Annotated in this window: 19 protein-coding genes and 1 tRNA gene; 10 read left to right on the top strand and 10 right to left on the bottom strand. The window is 61.5% G+C overall.

Annotation, left to right across the window (positions count from 1 at the left end):
* Nucleotides 1–34: 34 nt before the first annotated feature.
* The 6 genes from ACR0LZ_RS13080 (at nt 35) to ACR0LZ_RS13055 (ending at nt 5,401) form a co-directional block, all read left to right on the top strand.
* Nucleotides 35–853, top strand: coding sequence for an ABC transporter ATP-binding protein (locus tag ACR0LZ_RS13080; protein WP_480750252.1), 819 nt, complete (start codon nt 35–37; stop codon nt 851–853).
* A gap of 29 nt (nt 854–882) precedes the next feature.
* A complete protein-coding gene (locus ACR0LZ_RS13075) occupies nt 883–1,869 on the top strand; it encodes a branched-chain amino acid ABC transporter permease (RefSeq protein WP_480750251.1) in 987 nt (328 codons plus the stop codon).
* A gap of 3 nt (nt 1,870–1,872) precedes the next feature.
* Entirely contained in the window at nt 1,873–1,995 is a 123-nt protein-coding gene (locus ACR0LZ_RS13070) for a hypothetical protein (RefSeq protein WP_480750250.1), read from the top strand.
* A gap of 3 nt (nt 1,996–1,998) precedes the next feature.
* A complete protein-coding gene (locus ACR0LZ_RS13065) occupies nt 1,999–3,075 on the top strand; it encodes a branched-chain amino acid ABC transporter permease (RefSeq protein WP_480750249.1) in 1,077 nt (358 codons plus the stop codon).
* 93 nt (nt 3,076–3,168) lie between these two features.
* Nucleotides 3,169–4,452, top strand: a complete 1,284-nt coding sequence (locus ACR0LZ_RS13060) for an ABC transporter substrate-binding protein (RefSeq protein WP_480750248.1) — start codon at nt 3,169–3,171, stop codon at nt 4,450–4,452.
* 115 nt (nt 4,453–4,567) lie between these two features.
* Entirely contained in the window at nt 4,568–5,401 is an 834-nt protein-coding gene (locus ACR0LZ_RS13055; protein WP_480750247.1) for an ABC transporter ATP-binding protein, read from the top strand.
* Between the two features lie 4 nt (nt 5,402–5,405).
* Here ACR0LZ_RS13055 and ACR0LZ_RS13050 read toward each other — a convergent pair whose 3' ends face one another.
* Nucleotides 5,406–6,236 (bottom strand): hypothetical protein, encoded by an 831-nt coding sequence (locus tag ACR0LZ_RS13050; RefSeq protein WP_480750246.1) that lies wholly within the window; start codon nt 6,234–6,236, stop codon nt 5,406–5,408.
* Between the two features lie 137 nt (nt 6,237–6,373).
* Between ACR0LZ_RS13050 and ACR0LZ_RS13045 the strand changes: the two genes are divergently transcribed.
* Nucleotides 6,374–7,594, top strand: a complete 1,221-nt coding sequence (locus ACR0LZ_RS13045; protein ID WP_480750245.1) for a phenylacetate--CoA ligase family protein — start codon at nt 6,374–6,376, stop codon at nt 7,592–7,594.
* Nucleotides 7,595–7,678: 84 nt separating this feature from the next.
* A complete protein-coding gene (locus ACR0LZ_RS13040; protein WP_480750244.1) occupies nt 7,679–9,346 on the top strand; it encodes an ABC transporter permease in 1,668 nt (555 codons plus the stop codon).
* A gap of 81 nt (nt 9,347–9,427) precedes the next feature.
* Here ACR0LZ_RS13040 and ACR0LZ_RS13035 read toward each other — a convergent pair whose 3' ends face one another.
* From ACR0LZ_RS13035 to ACR0LZ_RS13000, 8 genes are all read right to left on the bottom strand, one after another.
* A complete protein-coding gene (locus ACR0LZ_RS13035) occupies nt 9,428–9,772 on the bottom strand; it encodes a DMT family transporter (protein WP_480750243.1) in 345 nt (114 codons plus the stop codon).
* On the bottom strand, nt 9,769–10,284 hold the full coding sequence (locus tag ACR0LZ_RS13030; protein WP_480750242.1) for an N-acetyltransferase family protein: 516 nt from the start codon (nt 10,282–10,284) through the stop codon (nt 9,769–9,771). Before ACR0LZ_RS13030 ends, ACR0LZ_RS13035 begins: the two co-directional genes overlap by 4 nt.
* Nucleotides 10,281–10,835, bottom strand: a complete 555-nt coding sequence (locus ACR0LZ_RS13025) for a helix-turn-helix domain-containing protein (protein WP_480750241.1) — start codon at nt 10,833–10,835, stop codon at nt 10,281–10,283. The genes ACR0LZ_RS13030 and ACR0LZ_RS13025 overlap by 4 nt, the downstream gene beginning before the upstream one ends.
* Before the next feature lie 120 nt (nt 10,836–10,955).
* On the bottom strand, nt 10,956–11,972 hold the full coding sequence (locus ACR0LZ_RS13020) for a Fe(3+) ABC transporter substrate-binding protein (protein ID WP_480750240.1): 1,017 nt from the start codon (nt 11,970–11,972) through the stop codon (nt 10,956–10,958).
* A 116-nt stretch (nt 11,973–12,088) separates the two neighbouring features.
* The gene (locus ACR0LZ_RS13015) at nt 12,089–13,696 is read right to left on the bottom strand and encodes an arylsulfatase (protein WP_480750239.1); all 1,608 of its coding nucleotides are present in this window, start codon (nt 13,694–13,696) and stop codon (nt 12,089–12,091) included.
* A gap of 78 nt (nt 13,697–13,774) precedes the next feature.
* Nucleotides 13,775–14,527 (bottom strand): SDR family NAD(P)-dependent oxidoreductase, encoded by a 753-nt coding sequence (locus ACR0LZ_RS13010; RefSeq protein ID WP_480750238.1) that lies wholly within the window; start codon nt 14,525–14,527, stop codon nt 13,775–13,777.
* Between the two features lie 131 nt (nt 14,528–14,658).
* On the bottom strand, nt 14,659–14,784 hold the full coding sequence (gene ykgO / locus ACR0LZ_RS13005; protein ID WP_068338904.1) for a type B 50S ribosomal protein L36: 126 nt from the start codon (nt 14,782–14,784) through the stop codon (nt 14,659–14,661).
* A gap of 92 nt (nt 14,785–14,876) precedes the next feature.
* A tRNA-Val gene (locus tag ACR0LZ_RS13000) sits at nt 14,877–14,951 on the bottom strand.
* A gap of 148 nt (nt 14,952–15,099) precedes the next feature.
* On the opposite strand from ACR0LZ_RS13000, the gene ACR0LZ_RS12995 reads away from it, so the two are divergent.
* Together ACR0LZ_RS12995 and ACR0LZ_RS12990 are read left to right on the top strand one after the other, a co-directional pair.
* Nucleotides 15,100–15,960, top strand: a complete 861-nt coding sequence (locus tag ACR0LZ_RS12995) for an N-formylglutamate amidohydrolase (protein WP_480750237.1) — start codon at nt 15,100–15,102, stop codon at nt 15,958–15,960.
* Nucleotides 15,961–16,050: 90 nt separating this feature from the next.
* Entirely contained in the window at nt 16,051–17,196 is a 1,146-nt protein-coding gene (locus tag ACR0LZ_RS12990; protein WP_480750236.1) for an adenylate/guanylate cyclase domain-containing protein, read from the top strand.
* Here the strand turns inward: ACR0LZ_RS12990 and ACR0LZ_RS12985 are convergent.
* Nucleotides 17,185–18,438 carry a DNA polymerase IV gene (locus tag ACR0LZ_RS12985; protein WP_480750235.1) on the bottom strand — a complete coding sequence of 418 codons (1,254 nt, stop codon included), beginning with the start codon at nt 18,436–18,438 and terminating at the stop codon, nt 17,185–17,187. The two genes, ACR0LZ_RS12990 and ACR0LZ_RS12985, sit on opposite strands and share 12 nt — an antisense overlap.
* Nucleotides 18,439–18,513: the final 75 nt, after the last annotated feature.

The raw sequence follows: 18,513 nt of genomic DNA, 5'->3' as shown, positions 1-18,513 counted from the left end.
CCGCCCCGTAACCGCGAAGTTCAGGGAGTAGCCGATGCTGGATGCATCCGAAGGATATGTCACCGAGGACGGCCGCAAGATCGGCGGCGTGGTGATGGAAATGAAGAACATCACCCTGCGCTTTGGAGGCGTGGTGGCGATCAAGGATATCTCGTTCGACATCCGCGAGGGCGAAATTCGCGCCATTATCGGACCGAACGGCGCCGGCAAGTCGTCGATGCTGAACGTGATCTCGGGCTTTTACGTTCCGCAGGAGGGCGAGGTTTGGTTCCATGGAGCCAAACGTCCGGCCATGCGCCCCTATGAGGTGGCACGCCAGGGCATCGCCCGCACCTTCCAGAACATCGCGTTGTTCGAAGGCATGAGCGTGCTGGACAACGTGATGACAGGCCGTCTGAACTACATGAAGACCAACCTGATCCAGCAGGCGCTGTGGAAGGGCAAGGCCGAGGCGGAAGAAACCAAGAACCGCGAGGCGGTCGAAAAGATCATCGACTTCCTCGAGATCCAGCACATTCGCAAGACCCCGGTGGCGCGCCTGCCTTATGGCCTGAAAAAGCGGGTGGAACTGGCCCGTGCACTGGCGGCCGAGCCCAAGCTGCTGCTGCTGGACGAGCCGATGGCAGGCATGAATGTCGAAGAGAAGGAAGACATGAGCCGTTTCATCCTCGACGTGAATGACGAGTTCGGAACCACCATCGCCCTGATCGAACATGACATGGGCGTGGTGATGGACCTGAGCGACCGGGTGGTCGTGATGGATTACGGCAAGAAGATCGGCGACGGCACCCCCGACGAGGTGCGCAACAACCAGGAAGTCATCGACGCCTATCTGGGCGTGGCACATGACTGACCGCCTGACAAAGATGAGGGGAGGCATACATGCCTGATCAGTTGATTTTTGCGATGGAGGTCATCCTGAACGGCCTGATGGCCGGGGTGCTCTATGCGCTGGTGGCCCTGGGGTTCGTGTTGATCTACAAGGCGTCCGGCATTTTCAACTATGCGCAGGGCGTCATGGCGCTGTTTGCGGCGATGACGCTGGTCGGGATCATGAACGGGCAGGTTCCGTTCGCACACCTGATCAATGCGATCTTTGGCGGGCACATTACCCATTTCGGCTGGAACATCCCCGGTGCGCTGGCGATCTTGCTGACCATGGCGGTCATGGTGCTGCTGGCGTGGTGCGTGCAACGTTTCGTCATGCGCCACCTGGTCGGGCAGGAGCCGATCATCCTGTTCATGGCGACCATCGGCCTGGCCTATTTCCTTGAAGGTGTGGCCGACCTGATGTGGGGTTCCGAAATCAAGACGCTGGATGTGGGCCTGCCGCAGGGCATCAACCTGTGGATCGATGAGGCGACGTTCAACATTTTCGGCTATGGCTTTTTCATCGACAACCTCGACATTGTGGCGACCGTGATTGCGGCGCTTCTGGTGGCGGCGCTGGTGGCCTTCAGCCAATACACCAAGCAGGGCCGGGCCATGCGCGCGGTGGCCGACGACCATCAGGCAGCGCTGTCGGTGGGTATTTCGCTGAACTTCATCTGGGTTATGGTCTGGTCGGTTGCAGGCTTTGTCGCGCTGGTCGCAGGCATCATGTGGGGCACCAAGTCGGGCGTGCAGTTCTCGCTGAGCCTGATCGCGCTCAAGGCGCTGCCGGTGCTGATGCTGGGTGGCTTCACCTCGATCCCCGGCGCCATTGTCGGCGGGCTTATCATCGGCGTGGGCGAGAAGCTGTTCGAATTCTCGATTGGCCCGCTGGTGGGTGGCGCGACCGAGAACTGGTTCGCCTATGTGCTGGCGCTGATCTTCCTGGTGTTCCGTCCGCAGGGGCTGTTCGGCGAGAAGATCATCGAAAGGGTGTGATCCGTGCAAGAGCTGGTCGCCATCAACAAACTGGTGCGTTTATCCGAGGCAACCGGCTACGCCAGATCATCGAAACAACTGGATGCCGCGACCCGCAAACGGGCGCAGGAAGAATGGGGAAAGTGAGCCATGTTCTATCGTGAAGCCGGGGATTTCAAAGTCTCCTATCAGGACGACAGCCAGACCTTTCCGATCAAGTTCGACCGCTATCGGTACTATGTCGTTCTGGCGGTGGCCTTTGGCATCATCCCCTTCGTCATCAACGACTATTGGGCCAACGCGCTGCTGCTGCCGTTCCTGATCTACGCTATTGCGGCGATCGGGCTGAATATCCTTGTGGGATATTGCGGTCAAGTTTCGCTGGGGACCGGCGGTTTCATGGCGGTGGGGGCCTATTCCTGCTACAAGCTGATGACTGCCTTCCCCGAGGTGTCCATGTTCATTCATGTGCTCCTTGCGGGCGGCATCACCGCCTTTGTCGGTGTCCTGTTCGGCCTGCCGAGCTTGCGTATCAAGGGGTTCTATCTGGCAGTTGCGACGCTGGCGGCGCAGTTCTTCCTTGTGTGGCTCTTCAACCGGGTGCCGTGGTTCTACAACTACTCGGCCTCGGGCCAGATCAACGCGCCGGAACGTGACGTGTTCGGCATCATCATCACCGGCCCGAACGCACCGGCCTGGGCGACCTATCTGTTCTGCCTGATCTTTCTGGCCGTTTCGGCGCTGATCGCGCGCAACCTGACGCGCGGCACCACGGGCCGGACCTGGATGGCGATCCGCGACATGGATATCGCGGCGGAAATCATCGGAGTGAACCCGCTCAAGGCCAAGATGAGCGCCTTTGCCGTCTCGTCATTCTTTGTCGGAATCTCGGGTGCGCTGTTCTTTTCGGTCTATCTCGGCGCGGTCGAGGTCGGCGAGGCATTCGGCATCCAGAAATCGTTCCTGGTGCTGTTCATGGTCATCATCGGCGGTCTTGGCTCGATCTTTGGCTCTTTCGCCGGCGCCGCCTTCCTGGTGTTGTTGCCAGTGGTGCTGAAGGTTCTGGGCGTCGATGTACTGGGCTGGCCCACCGATATCGTGGCGCACCTGCAGCTGGTGATCGTGGGCGCGCTGATCATCATGTTCCTGATCCTCGAACCGCACGGGCTGGCCCAGCTCTGGCGCGTTGCGAAGGAGAAACTGAGACTTTGGCCCTTCCCCTATTGACGAAGGGCCGGGCGGGGCGACCCGCCCTACGGATGGCCCCGGCCGGATTTGCGGGGTGGATACATCGGTCAAAACCAAGGGAGGACTAACCCGATGAAGACAAAACTGGCAACCCTGGCGCTGGGCGCCATGATGGCCGCAGGCCCGGCGATGGCAGACCTCGTGTTTCCGTCGCTCAGCTATCGGACCGGCCCCTATGCGGCGGGTGGCATTCCGTTCGCCGATGGTTATGCGGATTATTTCACCCTGCTGAACGAGCGCGACGGCGGCATCGGTGGCGTACCGGCCAAGGTGATCGAATGCGAGACCGGCTATAACACCGAGAAGGGTGTGGAATGCTATGAATCGACCAAGGGCCAGGGCGCGCTGGTGTATCAGCCGCTGTCGACTGGTATCACCTATCAGCTGATCCCCAAAACCACTGCAGACGATATCCCGATGCACACCATGGGCTATGGCCGCACCTCGGCCAAGAACGGCAAGGTGTTCAGCCATACCTTCAACTATCCTGCAAACTACTGGGATGGTGCGTCGGGCGCGATCAACTATCTGCTGGATGAAAACGGTGGCGATCTGAACGGCAAGAAGATCGCGCTGGTCTATCACAACTCGGCCTATGGTAAGGAACCGATCCGCACGCTGGAAGAGCTGTCCAAGAAGCACGGGTATGAACTCATCGCCCTACCGGTCGACCATCCGGGTCAGGAGCAGAAGTCTCAGTGGCTGCAAATCCGTCGCGACCGTCCCGACTATGTCCTGATGTGGGGCTGGGGCGTGATGAATCAGGTTGCGGTTCAGGAAGCTGCCAACATCCGCTTCCCGATGGAAAATTTCATCGGCATCTGGTGGTCGGGCGCAGAGCATGACGTCATGCCTGCAGGCGAGGCCGCCAACGGCTATAAGGCGCTGACCTTCCACAACGTGGGCTCTGATTATCCGCTATACGACGATCTGCAGAAATATGTGATCGATGCAGGTAAGGCCGCCGGTGCTGGCGATCAGGTTGGTTCGGTGCTCTATAACCGCGGTCTTTATGCTGCCATGCTGGCTGCTGAAGCGGCCAAGAAGGCTCAAGAGATTTCGGGTAATGCGGACATCACCTCGTCCGACATGCGCGCGGGCATGGAAGCTCTGGAAATGAGCCAGGAGAAGATGACCGAACTGGGTCTTCCGAACTTTGGCCCGGCCTTCTCGGTCAACTGCGAAAACCATGGTGGCGACGCCTTGGTAGGTGTGACCCAGTGGGATGCGGCCAACAAGACCTGGTCTCTGATCTCGGACTTCAAACCGACCGATGGCGAAGTGATCGGCGCGCTGATCGAGGAAGACTCGGGCGCTTACGCTTCGGAAAACAACATCGAAGCGGGCTGCAACTAAGCCGAACGTGCCCCGGCATGGGCCGGGGCGCGGATCAACAGGGGGCGGCGGCTGGCCCGCCGCTCCGTACCGGACAAGTCTCGCGTTCGCGGGACAGGCATGAGGACAAGCGCTGATGCTGGATGCGGCAACACCCACCGAAGTGCAGGCTGATACCCTGCTTGAGGTCAATAATATCGAGGTGATCTATAATCACGTGATCCTCGTGCTCAAAGGCGTCAGCCTCACCGTTCCCAAGGGCGGCATCACAGCGCTGCTGGGCGGCAACGGCGCAGGCAAGACGACCACGCTCAAGGCGGTGTCGAACCTGCTCCATTCCGAGCGCGGCGAGGTCACCAAAGGGTCGATCAAATACCGCGGCGAGAGCATCCACGAAAGCGACCCGGCCGATCTGGTGGAAAAGGGCGTGATTCAGGTGATGGAAGGGCGTCATTGTTTCGAACACCTGACGGTCGAGGAAAACCTGTTGACCGGCGCTTATACCCGCAAGGACGGCAAGGGCAAGATTCAGCAGGATCTTGAGCTGGTCTACAACTATTTCCCCCGCCTCAAGGAACGCCGCCGCAGCCAGGCGGGTTATACATCAGGCGGTGAACAACAGATGGTGGCGATGGGCCGGGCGCTGATGTCGCGACCCGAAACGATCCTGCTGGACGAGCCCTCGATGGGCCTGGCGCCGCAGTTGGTCGAAGAGATTTTCGAAATCGTCAGGGATCTGAACCAGAAGGAAGGCGTGTCTTTCCTGCTGGCGGAACAGAACACCAACGTGGCGCTTCGGTTTGCCCACTACGGCTATATCCTGGAGTCGGGCCGTGTGGTGATGGACGGCCCCGCCGCCGATCTGCGTGAGAACCCCGATGTGAAGGAGTTCTATCTGGGTATGTCCGACGAGGGCCGAAAAAGTTTTCGCGACGTGCGTTCGTACCGTCGCCGCAAGCGGTGGCTGTGAGGGGTCAGGCGTGTTCGCTTTCCGCTTTCATCTCGGCAATCCGCTCCAGCGCCTCGTCGCGCGTGTTGCGGATGTTGGGGCGAAATCCCTGGGTTTCGGCACGCAGACGGATGTCGGCCTCGGTCTCGGACCCCGCGGCGAAGCGGACCGATCCAAGGGAATGCGCGGTGTTCAGCTTTTTGCCCCGATGGGCATATTGCACCCACGCCGCAGGCAGGATTTCGCAACCGTTGAGGTCGACCAGAAAGTACCATTTGCGACCGGTCTCGGCGATGCGTTCCTCGATATAGTCGTAAAACTCGTTCACGTCGCGCGAGTGATGAAAGACAAAATGAGAAAAATTCACGTCCATGATCCCGGCGTCAGCGTCGAACGAAAGTCTGCGCACGAAATCGCTCAGAACATAGTTCGGATCGTGCTGCACCCGCTTGCGGCGCGTGCTGGGCAACTGGGTGATTCGGTCCAGCGCTTCGTCACGGCTGGCAAACAGGTTTGGGTCGAAGTATTCGGTGTTGGCCGCGCGCTCGATCTGGGTCCGCGTTTCGTCCGAGGGATCATAGCGGACCGAGCCCATGGAATGCGCCAGGTTCAACGCCTTGCCCCGGCGGGAATAGGCCAGCCAGGCCTCGGGATCGATCCGGGTTCCGTGCAGGTTGACCAGAAAAAACCATTTCTCTTCACCGGTTTGCGCGATGCGCTCTTCCAGCCGGTCGTAAAATCGGTTGACGGTTTCCGAAGTGTCGAAGTGAAAGCCCGAAAAATCCGCCTCCATGGTTTGCAGCGTGTCGTGAAAGGCGATCCTGCTGTCCAGGTCTGCGGTGTCGAAATCGGTCACGTCGGTCTCCTCTCTCAGTCGTCTCAATGTGGTCGGGTCAAATTGTATGCGATGGCATGCAGTCAATTGCCCCAACGTCAATACAATCTCAATCAGGCAAGCTGTCGCGCCCCGCGCGGCGCATGGAGGGCTTATCCATGACACAGCATTTCGATGCTCTCGAAACCCGGTCCGCCGACGAGCGCGCGGCCGATCTCTCCAAAGCGTTGCCGCAACAGATCGCCCGCGCGCAGGGCGCTGCCGGGTTTTCTGCCTCGCTGGCTGGCATCGATGCCGACGCGGTCACGTCGCCCGAGGCGCTGGCGAATTTGCCCGTTCTGCGCAAGTCCGAGTTGAGCCGCGCACAGGCTGAGCATCCGCCCTTTGGCGGCTTCACGGTCAAGCCTGCACATGGCTTTGCCCATATTTTTCAGTCGCCGGGTCCGATCTATGAACCGGGCGGTGTCGATCACGACTGGTGGCGTATGGGACGGTTCCTGCATGCTGCCGGGATCGGGCAAGGCGACATCGTGCAGAACTGTTTCGGCTATCACCTGACGCCCGCTGGCATGATCTTTGAAAACGGCGCCCGCGCCGTGGGCGCGGCGGTGCTGCCTGCCGGGACGGGGCAAACCGAATTGCAGGTGACCGCCGCCCGCGACGTGGGGTGCACCGCCTATGCCGGGACGCCGGATTACCTCAAGGTGATTCTCGACAAGGCCGACGAGATGGGCGTCAGCCTGAAGTTTACCAAGGCCGCCGTCGGCGGCGGCGCGTTGTTCCCCAGCCTGCGCCAGGAGTATGCCGATCGGGGGATCACCTGCCTGCAAAGTTATGCAACCGCGGATCTGGGCAATATCGCCTATGAAAGTTCCGCGATGGAGGGGATGATCGTCGACGAGCATGTGATCGTCGAGATCGTCACTCCGGGCACCGGAATGCCGGTGGCGCCGGGCGAGGTGGGCGAGGTCGTTGTCACCTCCCTGAACCCAGACTATCCGCTCATCCGCTTTGCCACCGGTGACCTGTCCGCCATCCTGCCGGGGCAGTCGCCCTGTGGCCGCACCAACCTGCGGATCAAGGGATGGATGGGCCGCGCCGACCAGACCACCAAGATCAAGGGCATGTTCGTTCGGCCCGAACAGGTGGCGGCGCTTGTTGAAAAACACTCCGAGATCGTCAAGGCGCGCGTCATCGCCGCGCGGGATGGGGAAATGGACACGATGACCGTGCGCATCGAAAGCCCCTGCCAGGACAGTTCCGCCTATGCCCGGTCGGTGGTTGAGGTGCTCAAGCTGAAAGGTGCGGTCGAGATCGTCGCACCCGGCACCCTTCCCAAGGATGGTTTGGTGATCGAGGATCAGCGGGTTTACGACTGAGCATTGCCTCTGGTAATTCCGACTGAATTGGTCGAATAAGGGCGGGGCGCGTCACGACGCCCCGCTTTGCTGTTTTTTGGGACCATGGCTCAGATCGAATACGCAGAACACGGTACACGGCACCGCAACGCGCTGGGCACGCGCGTACTGGGCGGGCTTGCCTACGCTATCGCGCTGGCCTGTCTGCTGCCGATGGTCGCGGTCGCGCTGGCGGCGCTGACAGGCGGCACAGACACGATCACCCACCTGATCCAGACGGTTTTGCCACGCTATCTGGGAACGACCGCCGTTCTGGTGGCGTTGGTCGCGGGCGGTACCTTTTGTCTGGGCGTCGGTGCCGCGTGGCTGGTCACGATGACCCGCTTTCCCGGTGTGCGCCTGATGGAGATCGCGCTGGTGCTGCCGCTGGCCTTTCCGGCCTATGTTCTGGCCTATGCCTATACATTCGTGCTGGATCACCCCGGCATCGTACAGGCGACCCTCAGACAAGTGACGGGCTGGGGGCCGCGCGATTACTGGTTCCCGGAAATCCGCTCGACCGAGGGCGCGGCAGTAATGTTGATCCTTGTTCTGTATCCCTACGTTTACCTGCTGGCTCGCGCCGCGTTCCTGCAGCAAAGCGCCACCGCCTTTCTGGCGGCCCGCGCGCTGGGTTCAAGCCCCTGGGCTGCGTTCTGGCGGGTGTCGCTGCCAATGGCGCGCCCGGCAATTGCTGGAGGCGTCCTGCTGGCGGTGATGGAAACTATCGCCGATTTCGGAACGGTCGCCTATTTTGGGGTGCAGACTTTTGCTACCGGCATCTATACCAGCTGGTTCTCGATGGGCGACCGTGCGGCGGCGGCGCAAATGGCGCTGTGCCTGCTGGGGATTGCATTGGTCATGGCCGTGGCCGAACGTACTCAGCGCGGCAAGGCGAAGTACTATCAGGCCGGCAAACGTCACGCGACGATGCCCGCGGCAGAGCTCAAGGGATGGCAGTCGGTCGCCGCCTTTGTGCTGTGTGCGATACCGGTGCTTCTGGGCTTTATGTTGCCGGTCGTGATCCTGATCCAGATGGGGCTGGAATCGGAACAGGACCTGCTTTCAAGACGCTACGTCGGGTTCATCCGCAACTCGCTGACTCTGGCTGGAACGGCGGCTTTCGTTACGGTCAGCGCCGCAATTTGCGTGGGCTTTTTCCAGCGCCTGAAACCGGGACGCAAGGCGGCCGGGGCGGCCTATCTGGCGCGGCTGGGTTATGCGGTTCCAGGCGGCGTGATCGCGGTCGGGCTGATGGTGCCCTTTGCCGCCTTCGACAATGCGCTGGACGCCTGGATGCGCGAGACCTTCGGGATCTCAACCGGGCTTTTGGTCACCGGTTCCATCTGGCTTTTGGTCGCGGCCTATATGGTGCGGTTCCTGGCCGCCGCGCTCAGCGCCTATGAGGGTGGCCAGAGCATGGTGCATGCCAATATGGATGCGGCGGCCCGGTCGTTGGGCCAGACGCCGCTGGGCACCCTGCGGCGGGTGCACCTGCCGATCCTGACGCCCTCGCTGCTGACCGCGCTGCTGATCGTGTTTGTCGACGTGATGAAGGAATTGCCCGCAACGCTGATCATGCGGCCCTTCAATTTCGACACTCTGGCGGTGCAGGCCTATCGGCTGGCTTCGGATGAGCGGCTGGAGGGCGCGGCGGTGCCGTCGCTGGTGATCCTCGCCGTGGGCCTGCTGCCGGTGATCCTGATCTGCCGTCAGGTCGGACGCAACCGTTAGGTGTTGGCGAAAAAAGCGGTTGAAAATGCCTTGAAGCGGTTTGGGAACCGCTTAAGCCGCTTGCAAGCGGCTTTGCCCGCCTCACTGCCAGATCACCAAAACGGCCCCGGCGCCAACCATCGCCAGCCCCGCCAGATTGGCCACCGAGAACTCTCGCGCCGCCATGCCGAAGGCGCCGACCCGGTCATAGGCGTAGCTTGCCGCAAGCTGCCCCAGGATCACGCAAACCATGTATGACGCCACGCCCAACCGCGGCCCGCCAAGGCCCGCGAGCAAGGCCAGCAACGCCACCGCGCCCAAGGCAAAGGCCAGCACCGCCGCCTGCACCGGCCCGCCCAGCATCCCGGCCATCCGTGTATAGATCGGCCCCTGCGCCGCGATCAGCGCGCCGCCCGCGATCACGGCCAGCACCAGAACCCCGATCATGCCAGCACCTTGTAGAGATAGGTGGTCGGTTCGTAGACCTCCTCGAACGGGTTGCGACAATAGTTCGGGATCTCTCCGGCCACTTCGAACCCCAGCCCCTGATACAGCACCTGCGAAGGATCGCCGCTGCGCGTGTCCAGCACCAGCAACGTCCTGCCTAGCGCCCGCGCCCGCGCCTCCAGCGCCTGCATCAGAGCCCGGCCCAGCCCCTGCCGCCGTGCGTCGGGATGTACCAGCAGCTTGGCCACATCTGCCCGATGCGGCTGGTTCGGCATCGCCGCCAGGGCCAGATGCACCGTTCCCACGATCCGTGTTCCGTCACGGGCAGCAAACAGCTCGACCCCGCGCCCCACCGACGGAAACACCCGATCCGCCCAATAGGTCCGCGCCTCGGATGCCGGGAAGGGCAGGATGAACCCCAAGCTGGCGCCCGCCTGCACGCAATCCCGCAACAGGCCGGTCAGATCCTCCAGCGCCCCGGGCAGCGCCGCGCGCTCCAGCCGCCCGATCAAATCAGCACCAGCATGTACCGCGCCCCGCGCGCCGGAGCTGTGACGAACTCGCTGGCACCAGACAGATGATAGCGCAGGCAGTCGCCGCCGTTCAGCGCATGCGGCACGCCGTCCACGGTCAGGGTCAGCGCCCCGTCAAGCATGATCAGATGATGTTCCTGCCCCGGTTTCGGCGGCGCGTCATAGGTGATCCGCGTGCCCGGCGGCAGATGGCATTCCAGCACCTCGCCACTCAGCCCCCTGGCGGGCGGCGACACCGAGCGGCGGGTATAGCCGGTCTCGGGATCGGTCCACTCGGTCTGCCGCTCATAGGGCACCTTGGGCGCAAAGGTTTCCTCGACCATCATCAGCAGCCGTGACATCGGCAGGCCAAAGGCCGCGCACAATCGGCCCAGACTCTCGGCGGTGGGGCTCACCTCACCCTTTTCCATCCGCGACAGGGTCGCCCGGCTCAGCCCGCTCTGCGCGGCAAGCTGATCCAGCGACCAGCCGCGCCCCCGCCGCAGCTCTCTCAGGTGCTGTGAAAGGCGGTGAGACAGGTCGTCCAGCATATCTCATTTCCGAAATATTCTCTCATTTTCGGAAATTCTGCACTGAACATGAAAGGAAAGTAAACAGAAAACGGCGCAGAGAACCCCTCTGCGCCCCATTCGGCCCGATTTTCGGGCAGATTACTTCCAACCGACCTCGTTAAAGATCTTTTGCGCCTCTGGAATGTTCTTTGCAACCTCCGACAGGTTCACCTCATCGGCTTTGAATTCGCCAAGCGCCGCCACGTTTTCAGCCAGCGGGACACCTGCCACCGCGGGGAATTCGTCATTGCCGCGCGAGAAGTAGACCTGTGCCGAGTCGCTGGAGAGATATTCCAGGAACCTGATGGCATTGTCCTTGTTCGGAGCATGAATTGCGACGCCGGCGCCGCTGAGGTTCATATGTGCCCCTTGCGCGTCCTGCGCCGGGAACTGGATGCCGATCATGTCGATATCGGCTGTCAGTCCTTTGATATCCTTGCGCAGGGCGCGGGCGAAGTAATAGGAGTTCGACACGGCGATCTCGCATTCACCCGAGATGATGCCGCGCAACTGGTCGGTATCGCCGCCTTGCGGGTCGCGGGCCATGTTGTCAACGACACCGGCCGCCCATTCACGGGCTACGTCTGCGCCGTGGTTGGTGATGATCGAGGCCAGCAGGGTCTGGTTGTAGGTGTTGGTCGACGAACGGATGCAGACCAGGCCTTTGTATTCCGGTTTGGCCAGATCCAGATAGGTGACGGGCGGATTGGCGACCTCGGCCTTGTCGAAAAAGATGATGCGCGCGCGCTGCGAGAAACCGAACCATTGGTTGTCTGCGTCTTGCAGGTTGGCGGGAATGCGCTCTTCCAGAACCGCGCTGTCGACCGATTGCAGAATGCCGGCCTCCTTGGCGCGGGCCAGACGCGAGGTGTCGACGGTCAGGAAGATGTCGGCAGGCGAATTCGCGCCTTCGGCCTGCATCCGGGCCATCAGCTCGTCGGCATTGCCCTCGATCCTGTTGACTGTGATACCTGTGGCCTCTTCGAATTCGGAATAGAGCTGTTCGTCGGTGTCGTAATGGCGCGAGGAGTAGATGTTCAGCTCTCCCTCGGCCGCAGCCGAAGTGGCAACAAGGGCTGTCAGCGCAGCGGCGATACAGGTGGACGACTTGATCATGACGGGTTCCAACATGGTTCGGGTGAATTTTATCTGACTGATTTTATCAATTACCAGAGTCGGCGGGCGATGCAAGGTATTCCGACTGAATTAGTCGGAATAAATCGTCGCAGGCTTCACCCTTCGGGATTGTCCATGTCCCAGGCTGCCAGAAGCCGGGGCAGGGCGATGTTCCAGTCCAGAACGCCTGCCTTGTCTGCCCAGTCCTGATATTGCCGGGTCAGGTCGCGCGCGCGCCGGGCTTCGCCGTGTATCAGGTCGTTGAGCTCGGTACGGTCGCTTTCCATATCGTAAAGCTCCCAATCGTGCCCATGCAGGCGCACCAGCTTGAACTGACCCAGCCGGATTGCGGAGTTGCCCTCGTGCTCGAAATAGATCGGCTGCTGGCGTTCCCACGCCTTGCCGCTCAACAGCGCGAGCAGGCTTTCGCCCTGACAGGGCTGGATCTGATGCCCGCCCAGATCAGACAGATACTGCGCCCCGGTGACTTCGAGAATGGTGGGCAGGATATCGACCACATGACAGGGTGCATGCACCGGCTGCCGCGCCCCGATCCGGTTGGGCCAATGTGCCACCAGCGGGGTCGAGATGCCGCCCTCGTGTACATAGTGCTTGAACAACCGGAATGGCGCATTCGAGACATTGGCCCAGGGCTTGTCATAGCTTTGATAGGTCAATGCGTCGCCCGGCATTACATCGGGCCGGTTGCCCATCGCGATCCTGCGCCCGTCATGGGTGGTGTCGGGAAAGAATTTGGCCCAACCGTCCTCGGCCATGAATTCGGCGCAGCCGCCATTGTCGCTGAGAAAAAGGATCAAGGTATCTTCGAACTGACCCAGCCGCTTCAGGGCTGCGATCAACGTGCCGATAGACTGATCCATCCGGTCCACCATCGCGGCATAGGTTGCCATCTTGCGTGCTTCCCAGTCGTGGTTCTGTTCGGCGTCCCACGGGATCACGTCCGGGTCGCGGGGGCTGATCTGCCAGTTGGTTTGAAACAGCCCCATCGCGTTCATTGTTTCATGCCGCGTCGTGCGGGTGGCATCCCAGCCTTTTTCATAAACCCCGTCATAACGGGCGATATCCTCGGGGTGGGCATGCAGCGGCCAATGCGGCGCGGTATGGGCGAGGTACAGGAAGAACGGCTGCTCCATCGCCACCGATTCCTCGATCATACCGATGGCTTTTTCGGTAATCGCATCGGTGAAGTAGAAATCATCGGGAAAGGTTTCGACGCGGCTGTCATCTTCCAGCATGAAATGCGGTGAAAAGAAATGGGTCACGCCATCGACGATGCCATAGAAGCGGTCGAACCCGCGCTGGCGCGGGGTAGGGTGGTCGATGTCGCCCACCCGCCAACTGTCGACCTCGCGCGCCATGAAATCTCCGCCCACGTGCCACTTGCCCGACATGCAGGTGCGATAACCTGCGGCGCGCAAATGCTCGGCGATGGTGGCGGCGTCGTTGCGCAGGAATCCCCGATAGGCGGGCGTGCCCAGATCGGCCCCCATATGTCCGATCCCGGCATTGTGCGGGTATAGTCCGGTCAGCAACGAGGCGCGCGTCGGGCAGCAGCGGGCGCAGTTGTACATCGCCGTAAGCAATGCCCCGTTCGCGGCCAGTGCGTCGATATTCGGGGTGCGGATCTCCGACCCTGTGCAGCCAAGATCGGCAAAACCCATATCGTCGGCGAGGATCAGGATCACATTTGGTCGGATTGACATGGCGGTCTCCAATGTGCTGGGCACAGGAAAGCGCGATGCGGCAAAGCGAGCAAGAGCCTTGCGCTTATTCCTGGTATGTCATTTTAGCAAAAGCCCGCCATCGACCGGCATGTCGATCCCCGTGACATAGGATGCGCCATCCGACAGCAGGAACACCGCGACATTCGCCAGTTCCTCGGGCGTGCCGACCCGGCCCATCGGTACATAGCCGCCTGCTTCGCCCACCTTTTCATCGCTATCCCAGCGCGCCTGCAACGGCGTCAGGGTAAGCCCCGGATATATCGCATTCGAGCGGATGTTCTCGGCCGCCAGTTGCATCGCCAGCGAGCGCGACAACGCCCCGACGCCGGCCTTTGAGGTCGAATAGGCGTCCTGCGGTTTCGGATCGCCGCGCAGGCATTGCGTGGTGGCGAAATGCACCATCGCGCCCCCACCAGTGCGCCGCATATGCGGCACCGCAGCCCGCGCGGTGTGCACCATGGATTTGAGGTTGATGGCAAAGACCCGGTCCCAGACCGCAAGGTCCATGTCGAGAAGCGAGGCGTCGCGGTCGAACCACAACACGCCCGCGACATTGGCCAGATAGTCGATTCGCCCGAACCGTTCGGCGCCGGCGTCGATGGTCCGGGTGACGAAATCGGCATCGGTCAGATCGCCTTGGGCATACAGGCGGTTGCCGGTGTCGCCTTCCAGCCCTTTGGGTTCGGGTTTGACGTCGATGAGGATGGCGCGGCCGCCCGCCCTCAGGATCCGGTTGGCGATACTCAACCCCATGCCGCCGCCCGCGCCGGTCACGACCGCCACGCGGCCCGAAAAGTCAAAGGTGATCATTTGCCGGCACTCCTTTCCCGATACTTGTATGCGTCGGAGCAATTGAAAGGAGGTTTCCGGCCATGGGCAAGCCGCAAAAGAAAAACCGCGCCCGAGAGCGCGATTTTCAGAAAAACAGATGTGCGAAATTCTCAGCCCTGGCGAGCTTTGAACTTGCGCTGCGTCTTGTTGATCACATAGACGCGGCCTTTGCGACGCACGACCCGGCAGTCACGGTGCCGGTTCTTCAGCGAGCGGAGCGAGTTCCTGACCTTCATGGTCTGTCTCCAATCTGCGGCGCCTTCATCAAGGACGTGGCCAGCGCCTGGGTTAGCGGGTGCCTCGGGTCGGACCCGAAACAGTGAATAGATGGTGGGCGGTACAAGGATCGAACTTGTGACCCCTTCGATGTCAACGAAGTGCTCTACCGCTGAGCTAACCGCCCACTTTCCCTTTGCGTGACCTGCCCCATAACGAAATGGGGCGCGGAACCCCGCGCCGGTGGAGGGGTCTATAAAAGGAGTCGCAGGGGGGATCAAGGGGTTTGGCGGAACAATTTTCCGGTCTATGTTCGTTCCTGACAAGGAGAATCCATGCAGAACGTCGCCTATCATCTCAGCACCCCTGCGAATCGCACCTCTTGCGTGGTGTTTTCCTCGCCGCACAGTGGTCGCAGCTATCCCCGGGAGCTGCTGCGGCGTTCGGTTCTGGACCGCCATGTGATTCGCTCGTCCGAGGATGCGTTTGTCGATCTGTTGTTCGAACCGGCGGTGGAGTTCGGCGCGCCGCTTATCAAGGGGGCCGTTCCGCGTGCCTTTCTGGACCTCAACCGCAGCGCCGAAGAGCTTGACCCGGCGGTGATCGAAGGTGCCCGCCAGTACGGGCATAATCCGCGTGTGGCCTCGGGCTTGGGTGTGATCCCGCGCGTTGTGGCCAACGGGCGCGCGATCTATCGCGGTAAGCTTACAATGAACGAGGCGCGGCATCGGATCGACGCTTTCTGGCGGCCCTACCATGCCCGCTTGCAATCGCTGTTGGACGAGTCGCATCGCGCCTTTGGGCAGGCAATCCTGATCGACTGCCATTCCATGCCTCACGAGGCGGTGGCGAATATCGATCGCAAGTATTCAGGCCGCCCCGAAATCGTTCTGGGTGACCGTTTCGGTGCGTCGGCCGCGAACGAAGTGGTGGATCAGATCGAATCTGCTTTTGCCGAGGCTGGCTTCAGGGTGATGCGCAATACGCCGTTTGCAGGGGCCTATGTGACCCAGTCCTATGGTCGCCCCTCCCGTCAGCAGCACGCAGTCCAGATCGAGATCGACCGCTCGCTTTATATCGACGAAAAACAGATCGTGCCGAACGAGCATTACCGTGATTTCCGCAAAAGGCTGCGCGGGGTCATCGCGCAGATCGCCGCCATCGGTCAGGAATCCGTGCCTCTGGCCGCCGAGTAATTCCAGAAAGTTCGGGCCAGCGCCGATCCTGAGTTTTGACCCATTTCAAAAACCCGCCTAGTCTGATCGAAAAGGACGGGCTGTACGGTCATGACACATCGCGATTTACCGGGCATCACGGTTTCGACACTCGCGCGTTCCGCCCTATCGCTCGGTGGGGCGGCAACGATGGCGGCCTTTGCCTCGCTGATCGCGTGCTATGTCGGCTTTGTGCTCGAAGCCCTGTTCAGCCTGCCGGAGGTGCCGTTCAACCCGCATGTGCAGGCCGTGCTCATGTGGGGGTTGGCGCTGGTCGCCACCTATTTCGTGTGGTGCGATTACGAGCGCCACCACCGGACCCTGCCACTGGTCTTTGCCGTCGCAGCCGTCGTCATCCTGATCGCCACGCTCTACATCAGCTATGACCACCGGGTCGAAGCGCTGGCCTATGTGCTTTTGGTTATTGCGACCTTGCTGAACCAGAACTTTCTGCTCGCCGATCTCAACCGAACCGTCCAATCGCAGACGTCGGAAATTTCGGCCCTGAACGCCCAGCTGGAATCCCGCGTCGAACAGCAGGCGGGAGAAATCGGGCGTCTGGAACGGCTCAAGGAATTCCTCGCCCCCCAGATCGCCGAAGCCGTGGTCGAGGGCGGGCGCGAGGACCTGTTGCAGATCCACCGCCGGTACATCGCCTGCCTGTTCTGTGACATCCGCAACTTTACCGCCCTGTCCGAGGCGCTGGAACCCGAGGATGTGATCGACATTCTGCGCCGGTTCCATGACCGCGCAGGCGCATTGGTGGCCGAACGCGGCGGCACCATCGGCTATCGCTCAGGCGACGGGCTGATGGTTTTCTTCAACGACCCGGTTCCCTGCGACCAGCCGGTGCATCAGGTGGTGTTGCTGGCCCTGGATATCCGCGATGCGTTTTCCGACATCTGCGCCCCCTGGCGGCGCATGGGGCACAGCGTCGGCCTTGGGGCCGGCATCGACAGCGGCCACGCGACCATGGGGCTGGTCGGGCAAAAGGGCCGCGCCGATTACACCGCAATTGGCGGTGTCGTGAATATCGCGGCTCGGCTGTGCGACGCGGCGGGCGAGGATCAGATCCTCATTGGCCAGCGCGCCTATCTGGAGGTCGAAGACCAGGTAGCTGCCCAATCCATCGGTGCGCTGAATTTGAAAGGGTTGTCCAACCCTGTTGAAGCCTTCAGCATAACCGGATGGAACGGTGCGGGCGGACTATCTCAGTGACCGCCCCTTGACGATGGCGTCGCTGCCGAACCGTTTGCGGATTTCATCGGTGGCGCGTTCGGCCTTTGACCGACGCGCTGCGTCCGGATCCAGCAGATCGCCTGACATGTCCGCCTGTTCCGCGTCGCACAGGTCGGACAGACCGCAGCCCAGTAGCCGGTAAGGCCCCTGGTCTCCGACCTGATCGAACAGCCCGCGCGCGGTGCGATAGATCCGGTCGGCCATCTGGGTTGCATCCCTCAACGACACGCGTCGGGTCAGGATCTTGTGATTGGCCTTTTTCAGCTTCAACGTCACCACCCGCCCCGCCAGACCCTTGGCCTTGGCACGGTCGGCCACCTTTTCCGCCATCCGCCACAGGTGTCCGTCCAGAATATCGGCGTTGGCGGTGTCTTCGAAAAACGTGGTCTCGTTGCTGATCGACTTCATCGGCTCGTGCGCCGAGACGCGACGCTTGTCCTGTCCTCGCGCCAGATGCCACAGCCGATATCCCATCGAACCGAACCGCGCGGTCAACGCCTCCTGATCCCAGCGCAGCAAATCGGCAAAGGTCCGGATGCCTGCCCGTTCCAGCGATTCCTGCGCCGCTGGGCCAATACCCCAGATCAACCGCACCGGTTTGTTTCGCAGAAACGCTGCCGTCTCGGTCTGGCCGATCACCGAAAAACCTCGCGGCTTGTCGAGGTCTGAGGCGACCTTGGCCAAAAATTTGTTGTGACTTAATCCAATTGAGCCGGTCAGCCCCAGTTCGTCCTTCATCCGCCTGACCAGCCGCGCCAGCATTATCGCGGGCGGCGCACCATGCAGCCGCTCGGTGCCGGACAGATCCATGAACGCCTCGTCCAGTGACAGGGGTTCCACCACCGGGGTTAACTCGTCCATCATCGCGCGGATATGTTTCGACACCTCGGCATAGAGAGACATGCGCGGTTTGATCACCACCGCGTCGGGGCAGAGTTTTAGCGCCTGAAACATCGGCATGGCCGAGCGCACGCCGCGAATCCGGGCCACGTAGCAGGCGGTTGACACTACGCCGCGCTTGCCGCCGCCGATGATCACCGGCTTGTCCGCCAGTTCGGGATTGTCGCGCTTTTCCACCGAAGCATAGAATGCATCACAATCCATATGCGCGATGGTCAGATCGAAAAGCTCGGGATGCAGCCTGACCCTCGGGCTGCCGCAGGACGGGCAACGCCGGGCGTCCTCGAAACGGCTCAGGCAGTCGCGGCACAGGCCCGGCATCCTAGATCCTCAGGCTGGTTTGTTTCTGGAATGTCCAGTGCTGACTATACCACAAGCGGAACCAATCAAAGTCCC

The sequence above is a fragment of the Ruegeria sp. CI1 genome, assembly GCF_056536925.1.
The sequence above is the reverse complement of the archived record's forward strand: the minus strand, read 5'-3'. Positions and strand labels throughout refer to the sequence as shown.

Excerpts from the sequence above, each read along its gene's own strand:
- ACR0LZ_RS13080 (WP_480750252.1), top strand. The coding sequence starts at position 35 with ATGCTGGATGCATCCGAAGGATATGTCACCGAGGACGGCCGCAAGATC.
- ACR0LZ_RS13075 (WP_480750251.1), top strand. The coding sequence starts at position 883 with ATGCCTGATCAGTTGATTTTTGCGATGGAGGTCATCCTGAACGGCCTG.
- ACR0LZ_RS13065 (WP_480750249.1), top strand. The coding sequence starts at position 1,999 with ATGTTCTATCGTGAAGCCGGGGATTTCAAAGTCTCCTATCAGGACGAC.
- ACR0LZ_RS13060 (WP_480750248.1), top strand. The coding sequence starts at position 3,169 with ATGAAGACAAAACTGGCAACCCTGGCGCTGGGCGCCATGATGGCCGCA.
- ACR0LZ_RS13055 (WP_480750247.1), top strand. The coding sequence starts at position 4,568 with ATGCTGGATGCGGCAACACCCACCGAAGTGCAGGCTGATACCCTGCTT.
- ACR0LZ_RS13045 (WP_480750245.1), top strand. The coding sequence starts at position 6,374 with ATGACACAGCATTTCGATGCTCTCGAAACCCGGTCCGCCGACGAGCGC.
- ACR0LZ_RS13040 (WP_480750244.1), top strand. The coding sequence starts at position 7,679 with ATGGCTCAGATCGAATACGCAGAACACGGTACACGGCACCGCAACGCG.
- ACR0LZ_RS13035 (WP_480750243.1), bottom strand. The coding sequence starts at position 9,772 with ATGATCGGGGTTCTGGTGCTGGCCGTGATCGCGGGCGGCGCGCTGATC.
- ACR0LZ_RS13025 (WP_480750241.1), bottom strand. The coding sequence starts at position 10,835 with ATGCTGGACGACCTGTCTCACCGCCTTTCACAGCACCTGAGAGAGCTG.
- ACR0LZ_RS13020 (WP_480750240.1), bottom strand. The coding sequence starts at position 11,972 with ATGATCAAGTCGTCCACCTGTATCGCCGCTGCGCTGACAGCCCTTGTT.
- ACR0LZ_RS13015 (WP_480750239.1), bottom strand. The coding sequence starts at position 13,696 with ATGTCAATCCGACCAAATGTGATCCTGATCCTCGCCGACGATATGGGT.
- ACR0LZ_RS13010 (WP_480750238.1), bottom strand. The coding sequence starts at position 14,527 with ATGATCACCTTTGACTTTTCGGGCCGCGTGGCGGTCGTGACCGGCGCG.
- ykgO (WP_068338904.1), bottom strand. The coding sequence starts at position 14,784 with ATGAAGGTCAGGAACTCGCTCCGCTCGCTGAAGAACCGGCACCGTGAC.
- ACR0LZ_RS12995 (WP_480750237.1), top strand. The coding sequence starts at position 15,100 with ATGCAGAACGTCGCCTATCATCTCAGCACCCCTGCGAATCGCACCTCT.
- ACR0LZ_RS12990 (WP_480750236.1), top strand. The coding sequence starts at position 16,051 with ATGACACATCGCGATTTACCGGGCATCACGGTTTCGACACTCGCGCGT.
- ACR0LZ_RS12985 (WP_480750235.1), bottom strand. The coding sequence starts at position 18,438 with ATGCCGGGCCTGTGCCGCGACTGCCTGAGCCGTTTCGAGGACGCCCGG.